Consider the following 15,465-nt stretch of genomic DNA (forward strand, 5'->3'; position numbering starts at 1 on the left):
CAGCTGATGGGGAAAAGTACGCTAACTCACGCGTTTTCACACAGCCTGGACCCGAAGCGGACGCTATCTACCTCGACATTCTGGCGTCGCAAAATTACCTTCACTGATCAGATTAGTTGAGGCGACACGGGCACCGAATGCTGTTCATTCTGCTTGATGAGCCAACGATCTTTGTGTTCGATTCGCGTGCATGTGCGGAACGGGAAATCGAACCTATTGATGCTGAAAGCGAACTGCGCGCGGCCTTCGCTGAGTTCGCTCTTCCATATCGAGCAAATTGGCTTCGCCAGAATAGACCCAAGAAGCTTTTCGGCCTACTTACCGTGATAAGCCCTGGACAATATCGGTTCGTTCCGAACGGCCCATCTGACCCACGCTCTTTGACTAAGCTACTCGAGTCCTATCCGATCACGAATATCCAAAATATCGAGGTAGATGTCTCATCGATATTGGCTAATCTCCAAGCCCAACGATCGGATAGCTGAAGTCCGCTTCTGGCTGTTTGCAGTCAGCTCGCCACAAAATCCTCGGGCAGGCGCACGAGCGTCGCGCCCCAGGAGAGGCCGACACCGAAGCCGACGAGCAGCAGCAGGGCGCCGGGTTTGATCTGGCCGTTGCCGATGGCGCGTTTCATGGCGATCGGCACGCTGCAGGACACGGTGTTGCCGATGTCTTCCATGCACACGACGAAGCGCTCGCGCGGCAGATCGAGCTTCTTGCGGATGCCTTCCAGCACCGTTGCGCTGGCCTGGTGTGGCACCACGGCGTCGATCTCGTCGAGGCTCACGCCGGCCTTTTCGCACAGGGCATCGATGGCCTTGGGGACCTCGCGCAGGGTGAATTCGATCACCGCGCGGCCGTTCATGTAGATGTTGTGATCGCTGCGGGTGTTGCCGTGGCGATCCGTGTATTCCTCGATCGGAATATGGGCGCCGCGATTGCGCAGGCCGCTGTTGGGCACGATGAGATCTTGGGCGCCGGAGCCGTCCGTGCCGTAGACGAACGGGCCGATGGTCGCATCGCCGTCGCGTGCGCTCATGAGCGTGGCTGCCGCGGCGTCGCCGAACAGAGCACGCACGCTCTTGTCGCCGGGATTCACGAACTTGCTGTAGGTGTCGGCGGTGACGAGCAGCAGCTTCTGCGACTGGCCGGTCTCGATCAACGCCTTGGCCACGCCCAACGCATAGATATAGCCGGAACAGCCGAGATTGATATCCAGCGCGCCGATATGGGTGGGCAGGCCGAGCCGTTCCTGCACCAGGCAGGCGGTGGTCGGCGCCAGGTAGTCCGGGCTCTGGGTGCAGAAGATCAGGTAGTCGATATCGGCCGGATTTGTGCCCGTGCGCTCGAGCAGATCGCGCGCGGCGATGACGCCGAAGTCCGAGGCGCACTCGTCCTCGGAAGCGACATGGCGCGCGCGGATGCCGGTCTTCTCGGCGATCTTTTCCAGCGGCCAGTTCGGGAACCGGGCCGCGATCTCCTCGATCGACTCGGTGCGCGCCGGCAGCATGTATTCGATGGCATCGATCACGGCGCCCATCAGTGGTCGCCTCGACGGTGGGTGAGGTCTCGACGTGACAACGTGTCTCTCCCGGTAACGGCGGCAGCCCTCATACTATTGAACATGCGCTTGCCACCGTGCAAAACGCTCAATATCGGTGTCCGTACGGTGCGCGTCAACGTGCAGCATGCACCGTACGCTGGCGTGTGTGCCCGCAATTGACCGTCAGACGCAGGCAGGAGCGCGTTCGTCATTGTTTTATGGTCTTGCGGTACGGCCGTGGGACGGCGCCCCTGGCGCGAATCACGCGCAGGCGCCAACGGCTAAACACGATAGCGTTCGATGAAACGACGATCGAGCCAGTGCTTGAGCCACGCGCTTGCGCGCCCCTGCCACCAGCGCTCGCCGCGGGTGGCAAGGCCCGTGCCGTCGCCGAGGTCGAGAATCGACAGCCATTTCGATTGCGGCGTGTAATGCTGCATCGGTTGCCCGCGCGCGACGGCCCGCAGGTTGGCAAGCAGCACCGGGGCCTGGCGGACGCCGAACACGCCTAGCCGCGGCAGGCTGTGACCCTGGATACGCGCACAGTCGCCGACGGCGAAAACGCGATCGTCGTCGATGCTGCGGAGTGTTTTGTCCACGACCAGGCCATCGTCGAACGCGAGGCCTAGGCTGCCCAGCCAGCCAGGCGCGGTAAGGCCGGTCGCGAGAACCACATGGTTGGCATCGAGGCTTTCGCCATCGCTGAGCACCAGAGCGCCGTGCTCGCGACCGGTGACTTTGGCGTTGTATTTCACCTGCACACCAAGTCCGGTCAGATGCGATCCCAGCCGCTCTCGCGCGCCGCGGGGCAGGGCGGGGGCGAGCGTATCGCCGCTCTGCAGCAGCTGAATGATCGGTTTGCGGTCGGCGTCACAGGCACGTCGGGCCAGGCCGGCGAGATTGGCAGCGATCTCGCAGCCCGTGGCGCCGCCACCGATCACGGCAAGCGACGGCGTCTGTCCCGCAGCGAACGCCTCTACCAGCGTCTGATGCAGGGCTTCGAGTCGCGCGATCGGTTTGACCGGCCAGCAGGTCGGGTCGTCGGCGCAGCCTTCGATCGCTTGTGTGTTCACGCCGCTGCCGACATTGATCGACAGCCAGTCGTAGTCGTGCGTGCTGCCGTTGGCCAGATAAACGCGGCGTGCGACGCGATCGATGTGTTCGACACGGCCGGCGATGAACTCGCCGCCGGCGCGCTCGATCACGGCACGTGGGTCGATCTGGTCATCAGCGGCCGAAAACTGGCCGCCAAGCATCCCGGTGGCACGGCCCGAGTACCAGAACAGGCCCGGGTCGATCAGGGTGGTGCGAACACCGGCGCTGCGTAGGGCGGCGGCCTCTGCGGCGACATGCAGATGTGCGTGGCCGGCACCGACCAGCAGCACCCGCTTTGGTGTGCTCACGAGGCGGTGTCGTCATCCGGGCGTTCGACGGGGTAGCCGGCCGCCGCCCAATCGCCATAGCCGCCCTGGAGTGCGCTGACGTCGGAATAGCCGTTGGCGACCAGTGCGGCGGCTGCGCGCGCGGCGCGCGCTCCGGCCGCGCAATAGGTGACCACCGGCTTGTCGCGGGCCACGGCGATTTCCGGCTGATTTTCCAGCGTGCCGACCGGGTGATGGACCGCGCCCGCGACATGGCCGTTGTCCCATTCCGTGGGTTCGCGCACGTCGATAAAGCGGGCGCCGCCCTGGTAGGCCGCGTAGGCTTCATCGAGGGTCACGATGTCGACCGGGGTCTTGCCGTCGTCGGCCGCGTCGCCCGAGGTTGGCGGGTTCGTCGACGACGTGTCTTCGCCTTCTTGCGAAAAGCCAAGCACGGTGCGCAGTTTCTGCAGAATCGACATGGCTGTCGTTTCCTTGATTGAAGCGTTACCTCGCCAGCTTAAGCCCAACAAGCAAGGCCCGCGAGCGCCGTCGCAAGTCGTGTTGCCGGCAGTCGGCTGCGGGGTGATTGCTGGCGTCGGCTGGGTCGCCTTCTTTTTGATAAGCATTCGTATTTAGCTTATTCTCCGCCTGTCTTTGCCGAATCACGCGCGGCCGCGCGCCGACCGCGAACGCCGCGGAGAAGGTCATGTTCGAACTCAATGCCGCTCGCTTCGAGGTCAATGGCCGTTGCCTGCTCGAAGCCACCGACCTGTGCTTCAAGCAGGGTCTGGTCTATGGCTTGATCGGGCATAACGGTTCCGGCAAATCCACGCTGCTCAAGCTGATGGCGCGCCAGCAGTGCGCCAGCTGTGGCGAGATCTGTCTCAATGGCCGTTCGATCGACCGTTGGGGGCACCGTGAATTTGCACGCGAGGTGGCCTATCTGCCGCAGCAGCTGCCCAGCGCGTCCAGCCTGACGGTGCGGGAGCTCGTCGCGTTCGGGCGTTACCCGTGGCACGGTCTGCTCGGCCGCCTGTCGCGCGAGGACAAGACCCAGATCGAGCGTGCGCTGGATCTTACGCATACCTCCAACATGAGCGACCGAATGGTCGATACGCTTTCCGGCGGCGAAAAACAGCGCGTCTGGATTGCCATGCTGCTGGCTCAGGGCAGCCGCTTCCTGCTGCTCGACGAGCCGCTGTCGGCGCTGGATATCGCCCACCAGGTCGATACGCTGGCGCTGATTCGCGAGCTGGCCAGTTCGTTGGGCCTGGGTGTGATCATTGTGCTGCACGACGTGAACATGGTTTCACGCTATTGCGATCATCTGGTGGCGTTGCGCGACGGCCGTCTTCTGGCGCAGGGCGCGCCGAGCGAACTGATGCGCGATGCGACGCTGGAAGCCATCTACGGCATCCGCATGAGCGTGATGTCGCATCCCGCCGACAACCACCCGATCGCCGTCGTCCAGTGACGCGGGCCGGGTGCGCTCGACGCTCCGCGGGCGCGGGGCGTTCGTGTCTTTTGGGCTGGCTCATCGGGCTAGCCCTGTTTGTTTCAGGCGGTCTGTCTGCGGCGGCAGCACCGGACACGCCGCGGGTTGCGGCGATCGACTGGGGGCAGGTTCAGACGCTGATCGCGATCGGCGCGCCCCCGGTAGCCATGGCTCAGGTCGCCTCCTATGGTGATTGGGTGGGCGGTCCTGCCGTGCCGGATTCGGTGCGCGAACTCGGGTTGCGGGTGCAGCCGAATATGGAACTGCTGTCGCAGCTGGATCTCGACGTGATCACGATCACGCCCATGTACGAGAATTCGCGCGCGCGTCTGACGCAGGTCGCGCCGGTCGAAAGCATCGACGTTTACTACCACGAGGGCTCGGCCTGGGATAACACCGTCGACTCGACCCGCGCCCTGGCGAAGCTCGTGCACCGCGAGGCGGCGGCCGAGCGCTTCATCGAATCCACCCGCGCCGAGGTCGAGCAGCTCGCCCAGCGCGTCCCGGCCGATACCCAGCCACTACTGGTGGTTCAGTTTATCGACGCGCGCCATGTCCGCGTGTTCGGTGACGACAGCCTGATCGGCAACGTAATGTCGCGTATGGGCATTGCCAATGCCTGGCAGGAAGAGACCAACTTCTGGGGTTTCGCGCTGGTGCCCATCGAGCGGCTTGCGGCGATCGAGAACGCCCGTATGGCCGTGGTCGATCCGGTGCCGGTCGGCGTGCCGGAGGAGATCGCTGAAAGCGTGCTCTGGCAGCACCTGCCGGCCGTACGCGACCAAGCGGTGCTCGATCTGCCGGCGGTCTGGAGTTTCGGTGGTCTGCCGTCGGCGACACGTTTCGCGCGCGGGCTGGCCGATGCTTACGATCGCCTTGCTTCCGGTGCGGCGGGCGATGAGTTCGGAGGGCTGCCGTGACGCCTGCGCGCCTGTGCGGTTTGTTTCTGGTCGTGCTGTGCGGTTTCTCTGCCTGGACACTGGCGACGGTCATTCCCGGCGGAATCGGGATGCTGGCCGCGCCCGGTGATTCGCTGACCGGCATTCTGGTGCGCTACAACTGGCTGCCGCGGCTCGTGGTTTCGCTTCTCGGCGGGGCAGGCCTGGCACTCGCCGGCGTGCTCATGCAGCAGACACTGCGTAACCCACTGGCTGCACCCACGACGCTCGGCGTGGTCAGCGGTGTGCATCTCGCCTTGTTGCTGGCGACACTGTTCGCGCCGTGGTTACTGCTGTACGCCCGTGGCGTCGTGGGCTTTGTCGGCGGCGCGGCCGCGATGGGGCTGGTGTTTGCGCTGGCATGGCGGCGGGCGCTGGCGCCCACGGTGGTCGTTCTCGCCGGGCTGGTGGTCAATCTCTATCTCGGCGCTCTGGTCGTCGTGCTGCTGCTTTTCAATCAGGAAGCGCTGCGCGGGATGATGATCTGGGGCGCAGGATCGCTGGCCCAGAACAATTGGGACGGTGTGTTCTACCTGCTGCCGCGTGTGGCGATCGGCGCGGTGGCGGCCACAGCACTTTCCCGTGCGCTCGCACTGCTCGATCTCGACGACGTGAATGCCAAGAATCTTGGCGTTTCACTGCAGTATCTGCGCGCGGGCGCCCTCGGTGTCGCTGTCTTCGTCACCTCCGTCGTGGTGGTGGAGCTCGGGGTGATCGGTTTCGTGGGTCTGGCGGCGCCCTCCATCGTGCGTCTGGCGGGGGCGCGGACGCTCAAGGCCCGGCTCGCCTGGGCGCCGCTGCTTGGTGCGTTGCTGCTTGCAGTGACCGATCAGGTGCTGCAGCTGGCTACCCACGATTCGGCCGCGCTGATCCCGACGGGTGCCACTACCGCCGCGCTCGGCGCCCCGTTGCTGCTGTGGCTGATTCCACGCCTCAACATGCGCCGGCCTGTGCCGCAGACGATGGCTGAAGCACCGACCGCTCGATTGCATGCGCCGGCGCGCCTGATTGCCGGTCTGGCCGTGGCGGCCGCGGTGATGGTCGTGATCGCGCTGTTTGTCGGGCGCGGCGCCGATGGCTGGAGTTGGCCGTTTCAGCTGCCGTGGGACGTCACGGGTGCGTGGCGGCTGCCACGCGTGCTGGCGGCCGGCGCGGCGGGGCTGATGCTCTCGCTCGCGGGTACGATCATCCAGCGCGTTTCGGGCAATCCTATGGCCAGCCCCGAGGTGCTCGGTATCAGTGCCGGCACGGCAATGGGCGTGCTCGCGGTGATTCTGCTCTGGCCGGCCGCAGGCACCGCAATCATGCTCGGTGCCGGCATCTTCGGCGCCTTTGCCACGTTGACTCTGCTGGTCGTTCTAAACGCACGCAGCGACTTCGAGCCCGAGCGCGTGCTGCTGACTGGTATCAGCGTGCTGTTCCTGTTCGATGCGATCTCGAAGATCGTGCTCGCCGGCAGCGACCCGCGTACCCAGCAACTGCTGGCCTGGATGTCGGGCACGACCTACTACGTGGACATGCCGCTCGCGCTGATGGTTACGGCGCTCGCCGTGCTCGGGCTGCTGGCGACCCGTCCGCTGGCCGCCTGGCTGGACCTGCTGCCGTTGGGCGTGCCCACGGCCCGCGCGCTGGGCGTGAACGTGACTTTCAGCCGCTTGCTGCTGCTGGCCGTGGTGGCAGTACTTACCGCGGGCGCGACGCTGGTGGTGGGGCCGCTGAGCTTCGTTGGCCTGCTCGCGCCGCATATGGCGCGGTTGCTGGGGCTCACACGAGCCCGCGAGCAGCTGGCGGGCTCTGTGGTGATCGGCGCGCTGTTGATGATCCTGGCGGACTGGGTCGGCCGCGTGATCCTGTTTCCCAGCGAGATCCCGGCAGGATTGGTCGCCACGCTGATCGGCGGCAGCTATTTCATGTGGCGGCTGCGACGATTGTAGACCGACTGCCTGCTACAGGTGTCGCATCGAATGCCCAACGCCTGCTGCCAGGATTTGCCGAAAGACTGAGTGGTTGCCACTGCCCATATGTAGTTCGGGCGCTGCGCCGCTCGAGTCCACTCGAGCCGGCACCGGAGTATCTGCTTCTCGACTAGCCGTCTGGTTGCCCTGCGCGGTGCTTGGAGCGCCCCGACGTGGCGATGCCTGCTCTTGATCCAGGCGAGTGCGTACGAGCCATAAAAAAGCCCGGCAGCACGCTTGATCGCATGCTGCCGGGCTTGGGCTAGTGAAGCGTCGCTAGGCGACTACGCCGCGATCGGAAGCGATTCCTCGTCTGTCGTGGCGCCGGCCTTGGGCGCCGCCTTTGCCGTCGGCTTTTTCGACGGCAGGAGACGGTCCGGCAACGACAGGCGGGCGATCCGCTTCCAGGTTGACAGCGCCTGCTTCCAGAACGGGCCGCTGTGGTACGGCAGGCCGTTCTTCTTGCAGATCGCACGCACTTCCGGCGCGATCTCGGCATAGCGGCAGGCCGGAATATCGGGGAACAGATGATGCTCGATCTGATAGCTCAGGTTGCCGCTCATCAGATGCATGAGCTTGCTGCCCTCGAAGTTGGCACTGCCGAGAAGCTGGCGCACATACCATTGGCCGCGGGATTCGTCCTCAAGCACCGATTCGTCGAACTGCTCGACTTCTTCCGGGAAGTGGCCATTAAAGATTACGCTGCAGGCCCAGATGTTGCGCGTGAGATTGGCGGTCATGTTGCCTGCGAACACCAGCGGCGCGAACGGGCCGGCCAACAACGGGAAATAGACATAGTCCTTGGCCAGCTGCTTGCGCATCTTGGCCCAGACCGGCTTGAACTCCTCGGCCAGCTCTTCGCGGCTCTTGGTCTTGTAGATCAGATAGTTCTCGAGCTTGAGATTCTGAACCGCAACGAAGTGCTGGAAGAACACATGCAGCAGCGCGGTCAGCGGCAGGTTCATCAGGAAACGCGGTTCCCACGGCTGATCGTCGGCCATGCGCAGCAGGCCGTAGCCGATGTCGTGATCGCGATCCACCACGTTGGTATAAGTGTGATGCTCGAAGTTGTGGGTCGCCTTCCAGTTCTCGGCGGTATCGGCGGTGTCCCAGTCGAAATTCTTGGAGTTCAGTGCCGGGTCGCCCATCCAGTCGTACTGGCCGTGCATCACGTTGTGGCCGATTTCCATGTTGTCGAGAATCTTCGACAGGGAAAGCGACGCAACGCCTAGCGGCCAGGTCGGGGGCAGCATCATCATCGCGCGGCCGCCGACTTCGAACTGGCGCTGGCGCTTGACGATGGTGCGGATGTAGTTGGCATCACGCTCGCCCAGATCGTTGATCACGCGACGACGAATGGCATCGAAGTCGGCGCCGATCTGGTCGAACTGTTCCTGGGTGAAGCTGTTGAGATGATTGTCGAGTTCACTCATGAGATATTCCTCGAAAGTGTCGGGATTGACGCCGGCGCCTGCCTGTTTCCGGGCGCGCCGGCATGAATTGTTCGGTATCAGATATCGAGACTGACGGTGCCCAGCGGGGCACTCACGCAAATCTGGATATCCTCTTCGCCGGCGCTGCTGATCTCGCCGGTGCGCAGATCACGCACGCGCCCAGCCGTCTTAGTGCAGCTGCAGGCAAAGCACACGCCCATGCGACAGCCGTGCTCCGGGTTCAGTCCCGCCTGCTCGGCTTGCTCGAGCAGTGTTTGGCCGTTGTTGTCTGCCGAGCGGTCGCTGCGCTTGAAATGGATTTCGCCGCCAGTCTCGTCTTCGCCAGCGGCCGGCGTGGCCAGCCCGAAGGCTTCCTGGTGCAGGCGCTCGCTGATGCCTTGCTCGTCAAAGAGCGTGCGGGTCGCTTCGAGCAGCGCGGCCGGGCCGCAGACGAAGGTCTGTGCGTGGTGGTAGTTCGGCACCAGTTGGGCTAGCTGTTCGGCATTGAAATGCACGCCGCCCTCACGGGTATAGACGCAGTGCATTCTCAGGCCGGGCAGCGCGCCTTCCTGCTGTTCCAGCTCGGCCGCGTAGAGCGCGTCGCTCGCGCTGCGGCAATAGTGGATGAAATCGATTTCGCCGCCGTATTGCTCGTCTATCAGCGTGCGCAGCATCGACATCACGGGCGTGATGCCCGAACCGGCGCTGATCAGCACAACGCGCTCGGGCCTTGCTTGCGGCAGATGGAAATCGCCGCTCACGTCGCCCAGCACCACGAGATCGCCCACCCGGGCCGACTGCTGGATGTGGCGCGTGAGCACGCCGTCGGGGTTGACCGACATCGTGAACTCCAGCGCGCCGTTGGCGTGCTGCGACTGCGCCGGCGAGAACATGCGGCGATGACGACGGCCGTCGATTTCCATTGCGAATTCGACGTACTGGCCGGCTACAAAACCATTCCAGCGGCTGTTCGGGCGGACCGAGACACGTACGCTACGTTCGGTTGGATGTTCGATCGCGCTGATGGTGCCGACAGTTTCGTCAGCCACGGCGGTCGGATCGAACAGCTCGATAAAGCGGTCCGGCCCATGCGGATAGGTCAACCGATGCATCAACCGCGAGTTGAATGCGGCTTTCGCAAGCCGTTGAACGGGTCCTGATCCACTTATGGTTCTGGCGAATGTCATAAACGCCTCGGTGTGAACAACTGTACACATTATTGTGTGCGCTCGTCTTTATGTCAACATGTGTTCACTAGAATTTATATGTCGTTGTTTTTAAATAATACGTAATAAAGTAGTCGCCGAGATTGTTTGATCAGGCGCCCCAATATTCACGGTTTTTCGCGAATGCGCTCCGCATGGCGTTCTGGAAGAAAGGAGCGAGATCCTGAAGATCGTACGAGCCAGGTTTCGCCGGTCGAACACACGGCAAGAATGGTCTGGCGCTGTATAATCGCAGCCTCCAGGGCTGCGGGATTCTTTGCGCCTGGGTCGGCTTCGCGCTCGGGTCACTCCGGAGATGTTCGGCCCGTCAAAATCGCCGGCATGCCCGCGACGTACATCATGCCGGCGCTAGAGCGCCACACTCGTAAAGCCGTGGCTGGCACATCTCGGGATGAGTTGCTGTCAGGGGATCAAATAGCCGCGGGGCTCATGAAGCCTGCGGTTGTGCCGCGGCCGGGGCCACGGCACAACTAGTCAGTTCCTACCACTGGTAGCTCAGGTTGCCGAGCACGCCGCGCGATTCGCCGTAGTAGCACCAGTAGTCACAGCTGGCGACGTATTCCTTGTCGAACACATTGGTGACGTTGACTTGGGCACGCCACTGCGGCGACAGGTCGTAGCTGATGGCGGCGTCGAACACGGTGTAATCGGGCACGGTGATGTCGGTGTCGACGCTCTCGCCGACGTAGCGCGCGCCGCCGCCGAGCTTGAGGCCGTCCAAAGTGCCTTGGCTGAATGAATAATCGAGCCACAGAGAAGCCTGGTGACGCGGGATGAGCGCGGCACGTACATCACGCTGATCGACGGATTGATCGACGCGTGCACTGGTATAGCTGTAGGCAGCGGTCGCCTGCAGGCTGTCGGTGATGTAGCCCACGGTCTCGAGTTCCACGCCCTGCGATTCGCGCGTGCCCGCCTGTGTCTGGAAACCGGCCGGCGAAGTGATGAGCGTGTTGCTTTCTTCCAGATCAAAGACGGCGAGCGTGGCGTAACCGTCCCAGCCCTCGGGGGCGAATTTCAGGCCCGCTTCCAGCTGCTTGCCTTCGCGTGGCTCGTAGAGATCGCCATCCGACGTGTTGCGGCCCAGTGGGTCGAACGATTCCGTGTAGCTGAGATAGGGCGAGAGACCGTTGTCGGCGAGATACATGAGGCCGCCTGAGAAGGACCACTCGTCGTCGTCCGAACGCTGGGTCACGCCGGTCGTGCGATTGACGTTGTCGGTCTTGGCCTGGTCGTAGCGCACGCCGCCGAGCACCACCCAGCGGTCGTCGAGCCGGAACTGGTTCTGCACATAGATTCCGGTCTGCTGGGTATCGATACGGCGATCGATGATGTCGCTATCGGCAATCGGGTCGAAGTTGCCGTACTGCGGGTCGAACAGATCGATAGGCGCGCCGAAGGAGAACAGATCGGCTTCCTCACCGCGGATCTGCAGATCCTGATAGTCGAGGCCGATCAGCAGCGTGTTCTCGGTGCGCCGCGTGGCCCAGCGGCCGATGAAGCGGTTGTCCACGGTCCAGCTCTCGGTCGTGCCGTCACGTAACAGGGCGCCACGCGAGCCTTCGCGTTCGCCCGAGCGCGCGAGGATATAGCTGCTGCGCAGGTCGAGGTCGAGATGGCTGTAGCGCAGGTTCTGCTCGAACGTCCAGGTGTCGTTGACGGCGTGTTCCAGCTCGTAGCCCAGGGCACTCTGTTTGCGCTGGTCACGGTCGTAGCTCGGCTCGCTGTAGTTGGTCTGCGGATCGACCTTGCCGAAGGGGGTGTCCTGAACGGTGCCGTAGGGCAGCTTGAAGGTATTGGTCGGCACGCCGTTATCGCGCTGGAAACTGCCGAGCAGTGTGAGCGAGGTGTCGGCCGAGAAATCGATATTGATGCTGGGCGCGATGTAATAGCGGTCGTTTTCGGTGTAGTCCAGATCGCCGTCGCGCGATTTGTACAGGCCCACCAGACGGTACTGCACCTTGTCGGATTCATTGACCGGGCCGGATGTGTCGACGCCGAGACGGTGATAGCCGCGCGTGCCGATGCCGAAATCGACGCGGCCGCGTTCCTCGCGCGTCGGGCGCTTGCTCACGGCATTGATGAGGCCGCCAGGCGGCGCCTCGCCGTACAGAATGGACGACGGCCCCTTGAAGACCTCCACGCGTTCCAAACCGTAGGGCTCGGGCAGCCACTGATAGAAGCCTTCGCGATAGATGCGCAGCCCGTCCTGATAGGTGGACTGGTCGAAGCCGCGAATCTTGAACCAGTCGGTGTTGTTGTCGGAGCCGTAATGGCCCGACAGCACGCCGGCGCGATAGCGAAAGGCCTCGTCCAGGCTCTGAACGTTGCGTTCTTCCAGTTCTTCTTGGTTGACGACCGAGACCGGGCGCGGCGTTTCCACCAGCGGGGCTTCGACTTTCAGCGCCGTTTCGACCACGACCAACGGGGCCAGAAGCTCATTCGACGTCTCAGCGGAATCCTGGGCTAAACCGGCCAGCGGTGCCGCGCCAACGAAGGCGACGGCTAACGGTACGAAACGCGTGCACAGCCGTAGCGGCTGTTTATACGGAAGAAACGCCTGCGACATGACGTGCGGCCTTTATAAAGATTATTTGTCGCTTGGCCGCCGTGCAGCGAACCCAGCCCCCTGAAGAAGTAAATGTAAATCATTCGCATTAAACGCCGCAAGCGACGTATTTGGCTGTATCTGGCACTTCGAACGGTGTGAGTCACGCGGCTTCGCAGGCGGTAAAGCCCTTACGGAGTGGGTCGTTGTCCAGGCCCTAGCGTTTTGGAAGAGTCACGCGCGGTCGATCGGGTCGAAGAACACGCCAACGAAGTGTGCGTGACTGAAGACGGGCCCGACGCTCAGTGCGTCTGGAGTTGCGCCACCGCATCGCGGCTGGCGCGGTCGCGCATTTCGCCGGTGAGTTCCCGCAACTGGCCGTTGCGCATTTCCAGCAGCCGGTCGGCGTGTTCGAAATAGCTGTCGTCGTGGCTGATCGCGAACACCGTGTGCCCGCGCTCGTGAAACGCCGGCAGTAGCTCTCGATAAAAGACGCGCCGGAACTGCGGGTCCTGGTCCGCGGCCCATTCGTCGAGCAGCAGCACATCGCGGGATTCGGCCAGCGCCAGCATCAGCGCGACGCGCTTGCGCTGCCCCTGTGACAGCTTCGTATCGAGAATGCGCGAGCCGTCGAGAGCGAGCTTGTCGGTCAGGCCCAGGCGTTCGCGCCAGTCGTCGATGAAGGCCTGTCCCGCCGGTTTGCCGTCGGCGCCAAGCAGTTGGTCGAATAGATGAAAATCCGTGAACACCGCGGCGAACAGGCGTCGGTAGGCCGCGCGATCACTGATTCGTACCGGCACGTCGTCGATGCGAATCTCGCCGGACACGGGCTGGTAGAGACCCGTGAGAAGTCGCGCAAGCGTGGTCTTGCCGCTGCCGTTGCCACCGATCAGAAACACCAGTTCCCCTCGGCGCAGGGTGAGATTGATCGGGCCGACGCTGAAGCCGCCGGCGGCGTCAGCGTCGGCTCTTTCGGCGTGCCCGTAGGCAAAGGTCACGTCGCGGAGCTCGATGGTCTTCCAGTCGCGCTTGATCGGCGCCGGCGTGTCGAACCGTGGCTCGTACTCGGCGAGCGTGAGCGTAGCCAGCTTGTCGAAGGCGACCTGGGCGTTGATCAGCGTCGGCAGGGCGCCGATCGCCTGGATCATCGGGGTGCGCAGGAACAGGATCGTGAGCGCGTAGGTCGCGGCCACCGAGCTGCTTGCCCAGCCGAGGCCGTTGGCGAGAAAGAACACCACGCCGATGGCGCCGAGCATCATGATGTTCGCCCAGTTGTTCGCCGAAAGGTGGAATGTATCCGAGCGAATGATGTGGTGGCGATAGCGCTGCGCATTGGCGTGATAGACGCGGTCGAACAGCTGGCGCGCGCGGTCGCGGTTCAGGCCCAGCTCCTTGCGCCCGTCGATCACGGTTTCATAGTCCTGCTGGAGCGCGTCCTCGGCGTCGCGGACATGGCGCAGGTGGTGATAGACCCGCTGTACCAGCCAGGCGCCGACCGCCATCGTGAGCCCGATCCATACGGCGGTGACCAGCAGAATAGACGGCGACAGCCATGCTAGATAGGCGATGCTGGCGAGGGTCAGGATCGTGCCCTGTACGAGCTCCGGCAGACGTACGAAGGCGATGGTGACGTTGCGGATATCCGCCGACAGGCTGGCCAGCAGCGGCGCGCTGCCGAGCGCCTCGATACGCTCGATATCGGTGTCCATGATCCGCTTGACGAGCCGCGAACGCAGATCGAACACGAACTGGTGCCCGAGTATGGTCAGCCCCAGCTGGGCGATCAGCGATACAGCCAGCAGCAGCACGATCAGGCCGAAGAACTGCGGCATGGCGGACAGCGGGTTGGCGGCGGTTTCGATCAGACGTTGGTTTATGAACGCGATCACGCCAATACCCAACGCGGCGCTGGCGATACTCGCGGCCAGCACGCCGATAAAGGCGGCGCGATAGTCGCGCAGGATAAGGCGCAGCAGTTCCATCAGTGACTGGCCGCGGCATGCGAGGCGCGGCCGTAGTGCACGGCCCGCGGGCAGTTCGCGCATAGCCCCCATTTCGGGTCGAGATCGCGCATACAGCACAGCCGCCGACAGCGCGCGATGGGCGCGTCATCGCCGTCCAGAGCGCCGGGCTTGCAGTCGCGATGGGCACGAACGAAGGGGTTGAAGCCGCCGTCGGGGCGCGTCGGTGTGTTGAGTAAGGCGGCAGCGGTTGCGACACGTTCGGCCGGGATGCGGCCCTGACGTGTTAGCTCACCGACCACCCAGTCGTAGTACATCGAGGCATTGCTCCAAAACACTCGGGCCGACAGGCGGCAATAGCCGGTGAGCGCGTCGACGAACGGGCAGAGGAGGGTGTCGATGAGGCCGGCCAGATCGGCGCCGTCGCCGGATAGGAAATGTGATTCCTGGACGACGAAGCAGCGGGGCGTGGCGTCGGCCTGCCAGCCGATATCCAGATCCGCCCATTCGCAGACCAGCCGTTGATCGGTTGCGAGCTGGACCACGGCGGCCGGAATGATCAGCCGGCTGAAGAACCACTTCGACCATTGCGACGCCGCCGCACGATCGTCGTGACAGCCACGATCGATCTTGAAAGCAGCGAGTTGGTCGGCGAAGGCGTCGGGATCGCGCAGCAAAGCGCCCGAAGTGACGACCGTATCGCGCGGCGCGTCGGCAACCAGCGCGTCGCCGAAGCTCTCGAGATGATCGTGAAAATGGCGAGCGAACATCGCAGCCGGGCCGGTTGGCGTGCTCCGCAAGACTGCGCGCCGGCAAGGCGCCGTCAGTCTTCCGGATAGGAATGGTTATCAAATACGGTAACCCGCCAGGGCGACCACAGGCCAGCAGCACCCGGCGGTCGGCGTAGAGTGCTGCATATTTAATCTGACATTGCGCCTTGTCAGAAATATCGAAAATTGCTATTTTCCATCGCGCCGGCGCTGTCCGGCCCCAACCCTCGAC

The 15,465-nt window shown here is 63.6% G+C and carries 11 protein-coding genes; 3 read left to right on the forward strand and 8 right to left on the reverse strand.

The features are described from left to right. Window positions 1-508 precede the first annotated feature (508 nt). The 3 genes from SADO_RS16710 to SADO_RS16720 all read right to left on the reverse strand — a co-directional run bounded on the left by SADO_RS16710 (window position 509) and on the right by SADO_RS16720 (window position 3,386). Window positions 509-1,540: a 3-oxoacyl-ACP synthase III family protein gene (locus SADO_RS16710; protein ID WP_353113492.1), complete on the reverse strand. Its 1,032-nt coding sequence runs from the start codon at window positions 1,538-1,540 to the stop codon at window positions 509-511. A gap of 284 nt (window positions 1,541-1,824) precedes the next feature. Then, a complete protein-coding gene (locus tag SADO_RS16715; protein ID WP_353113494.1) occupies window positions 1,825-2,946 on the reverse strand; it encodes an NAD(P)/FAD-dependent oxidoreductase in 1,122 nt (373 codons plus the stop codon). Beyond that, complete coding sequence (locus tag SADO_RS16720; RefSeq protein ID WP_353113496.1) at window positions 2,943-3,386, reverse strand: rhodanese-like domain-containing protein; 444 nt, start codon at window positions 3,384-3,386, stop codon at window positions 2,943-2,945. The genes SADO_RS16715 and SADO_RS16720 overlap by 4 nt, the downstream gene beginning before the upstream one ends. A 227-nt stretch (window positions 3,387-3,613) precedes the next feature. Between SADO_RS16720 and SADO_RS16725 the strand changes: the two genes are divergently transcribed. Genes SADO_RS16725 through fhuB form a run of 3 tightly spaced genes read left to right on the forward strand, consistent with a single transcriptional unit; the run spans window position 3,614 to window position 7,274 of the window. Next, entirely contained in the window at window positions 3,614-4,381 is a 768-nt protein-coding gene (locus SADO_RS16725) for an ATP-binding cassette domain-containing protein (RefSeq protein WP_353113498.1), read from the forward strand. Window positions 4,382-4,431: 50 nt separating this feature from the next. Further along, window positions 4,432-5,322 (forward strand): ABC transporter substrate-binding protein, encoded by an 891-nt coding sequence (locus tag SADO_RS16730; RefSeq protein ID WP_353113500.1) that lies wholly within the window; start codon window positions 4,432-4,434, stop codon window positions 5,320-5,322. Beyond that, window positions 5,319-7,274, forward strand: coding sequence for a Fe(3+)-hydroxamate ABC transporter permease FhuB (gene fhuB / locus SADO_RS16735; RefSeq protein ID WP_353113503.1), 1,956 nt, complete (start codon window positions 5,319-5,321; stop codon window positions 7,272-7,274). Before SADO_RS16730 ends, fhuB begins: the two co-directional genes overlap by 4 nt. Before the next feature lie 305 nt (window positions 7,275-7,579). Here fhuB and SADO_RS16740 read toward each other — a convergent pair whose 3' ends face one another. From SADO_RS16740 to fhuF, 5 genes are all read right to left on the reverse strand, one after another. After that, window positions 7,580-8,728, reverse strand: coding sequence for a fatty acid desaturase family protein (locus tag SADO_RS16740; protein WP_353113505.1), 1,149 nt, complete (start codon window positions 8,726-8,728; stop codon window positions 7,580-7,582). 77 nt (window positions 8,729-8,805) lie between these two features. After that, window positions 8,806-9,840 carry a ferredoxin reductase gene (locus SADO_RS16745; RefSeq protein WP_353113507.1) on the reverse strand — a complete coding sequence of 345 codons (1,035 nt, stop codon included), beginning with the start codon at window positions 9,838-9,840 and terminating at the stop codon, window positions 8,806-8,808. Window positions 9,841-10,435: 595 nt separating this feature from the next. Then, on the reverse strand, window positions 10,436-12,523 hold the full coding sequence (locus SADO_RS16750; protein WP_353113509.1) for a TonB-dependent siderophore receptor: 2,088 nt from the start codon (window positions 12,521-12,523) through the stop codon (window positions 10,436-10,438). 281 nt (window positions 12,524-12,804) lie between these two features. Then, window positions 12,805-14,484, reverse strand: a complete 1,680-nt coding sequence (locus SADO_RS16755) for a multidrug ABC transporter permease/ATP-binding protein (RefSeq protein WP_353113511.1) — start codon at window positions 14,482-14,484, stop codon at window positions 12,805-12,807. Then, complete coding sequence (gene fhuF / locus SADO_RS16760) at window positions 14,484-15,233, reverse strand: siderophore-iron reductase FhuF (RefSeq protein WP_353113513.1); 750 nt, start codon at window positions 15,231-15,233, stop codon at window positions 14,484-14,486. Before fhuF ends, SADO_RS16755 begins: the two co-directional genes overlap by 1 nt. Between the last annotated feature and the right edge of the window lie 232 nt (window positions 15,234-15,465).

The sequence above is a fragment of the Salinisphaera dokdonensis CL-ES53 genome (assembly GCF_040361215.1).
Lineage (GTDB): Bacteria > Pseudomonadota > Gammaproteobacteria > Nevskiales > Salinisphaeraceae > Salinisphaera > Salinisphaera dokdonensis.

What these genes read in the sequence shown, in the direction of transcription:
- SADO_RS16710 (WP_353113492.1), bottom strand. Translation starts at nt 1,540, where the DNA reads ATGGGCGCCGTGATCGATGCCATCGAATACATGCTGCCGGCGCGCACC.
- SADO_RS16720 (WP_353113496.1), bottom strand. Translation starts at nt 3,386, where the DNA reads ATGTCGATTCTGCAGAAACTGCGCACCGTGCTTGGCTTTTCGCAAGAA.
- SADO_RS16725 (WP_353113498.1), top strand. Translation starts at nt 3,614, where the DNA reads ATGTTCGAACTCAATGCCGCTCGCTTCGAGGTCAATGGCCGTTGCCTG.
- SADO_RS16740 (WP_353113505.1), bottom strand. Translation starts at nt 8,728, where the DNA reads ATGAGTGAACTCGACAATCATCTCAACAGCTTCACCCAGGAACAGTTC.
- SADO_RS16745 (WP_353113507.1), bottom strand. Translation starts at nt 9,840, where the DNA reads ATGCATCGGTTGACCTATCCGCATGGGCCGGACCGCTTTATCGAGCTG.
- SADO_RS16750 (WP_353113509.1), bottom strand. Translation starts at nt 12,523, where the DNA reads ATGTCGCAGGCGTTTCTTCCGTATAAACAGCCGCTACGGCTGTGCACG.
- SADO_RS16755 (WP_353113511.1), bottom strand. Translation starts at nt 14,484, where the DNA reads ATGGAACTGCTGCGCCTTATCCTGCGCGACTATCGCGCCGCCTTTATC.
- fhuF (WP_353113513.1), bottom strand. Translation starts at nt 15,233, where the DNA reads ATGTTCGCTCGCCATTTTCACGATCATCTCGAGAGCTTCGGCGACGCG.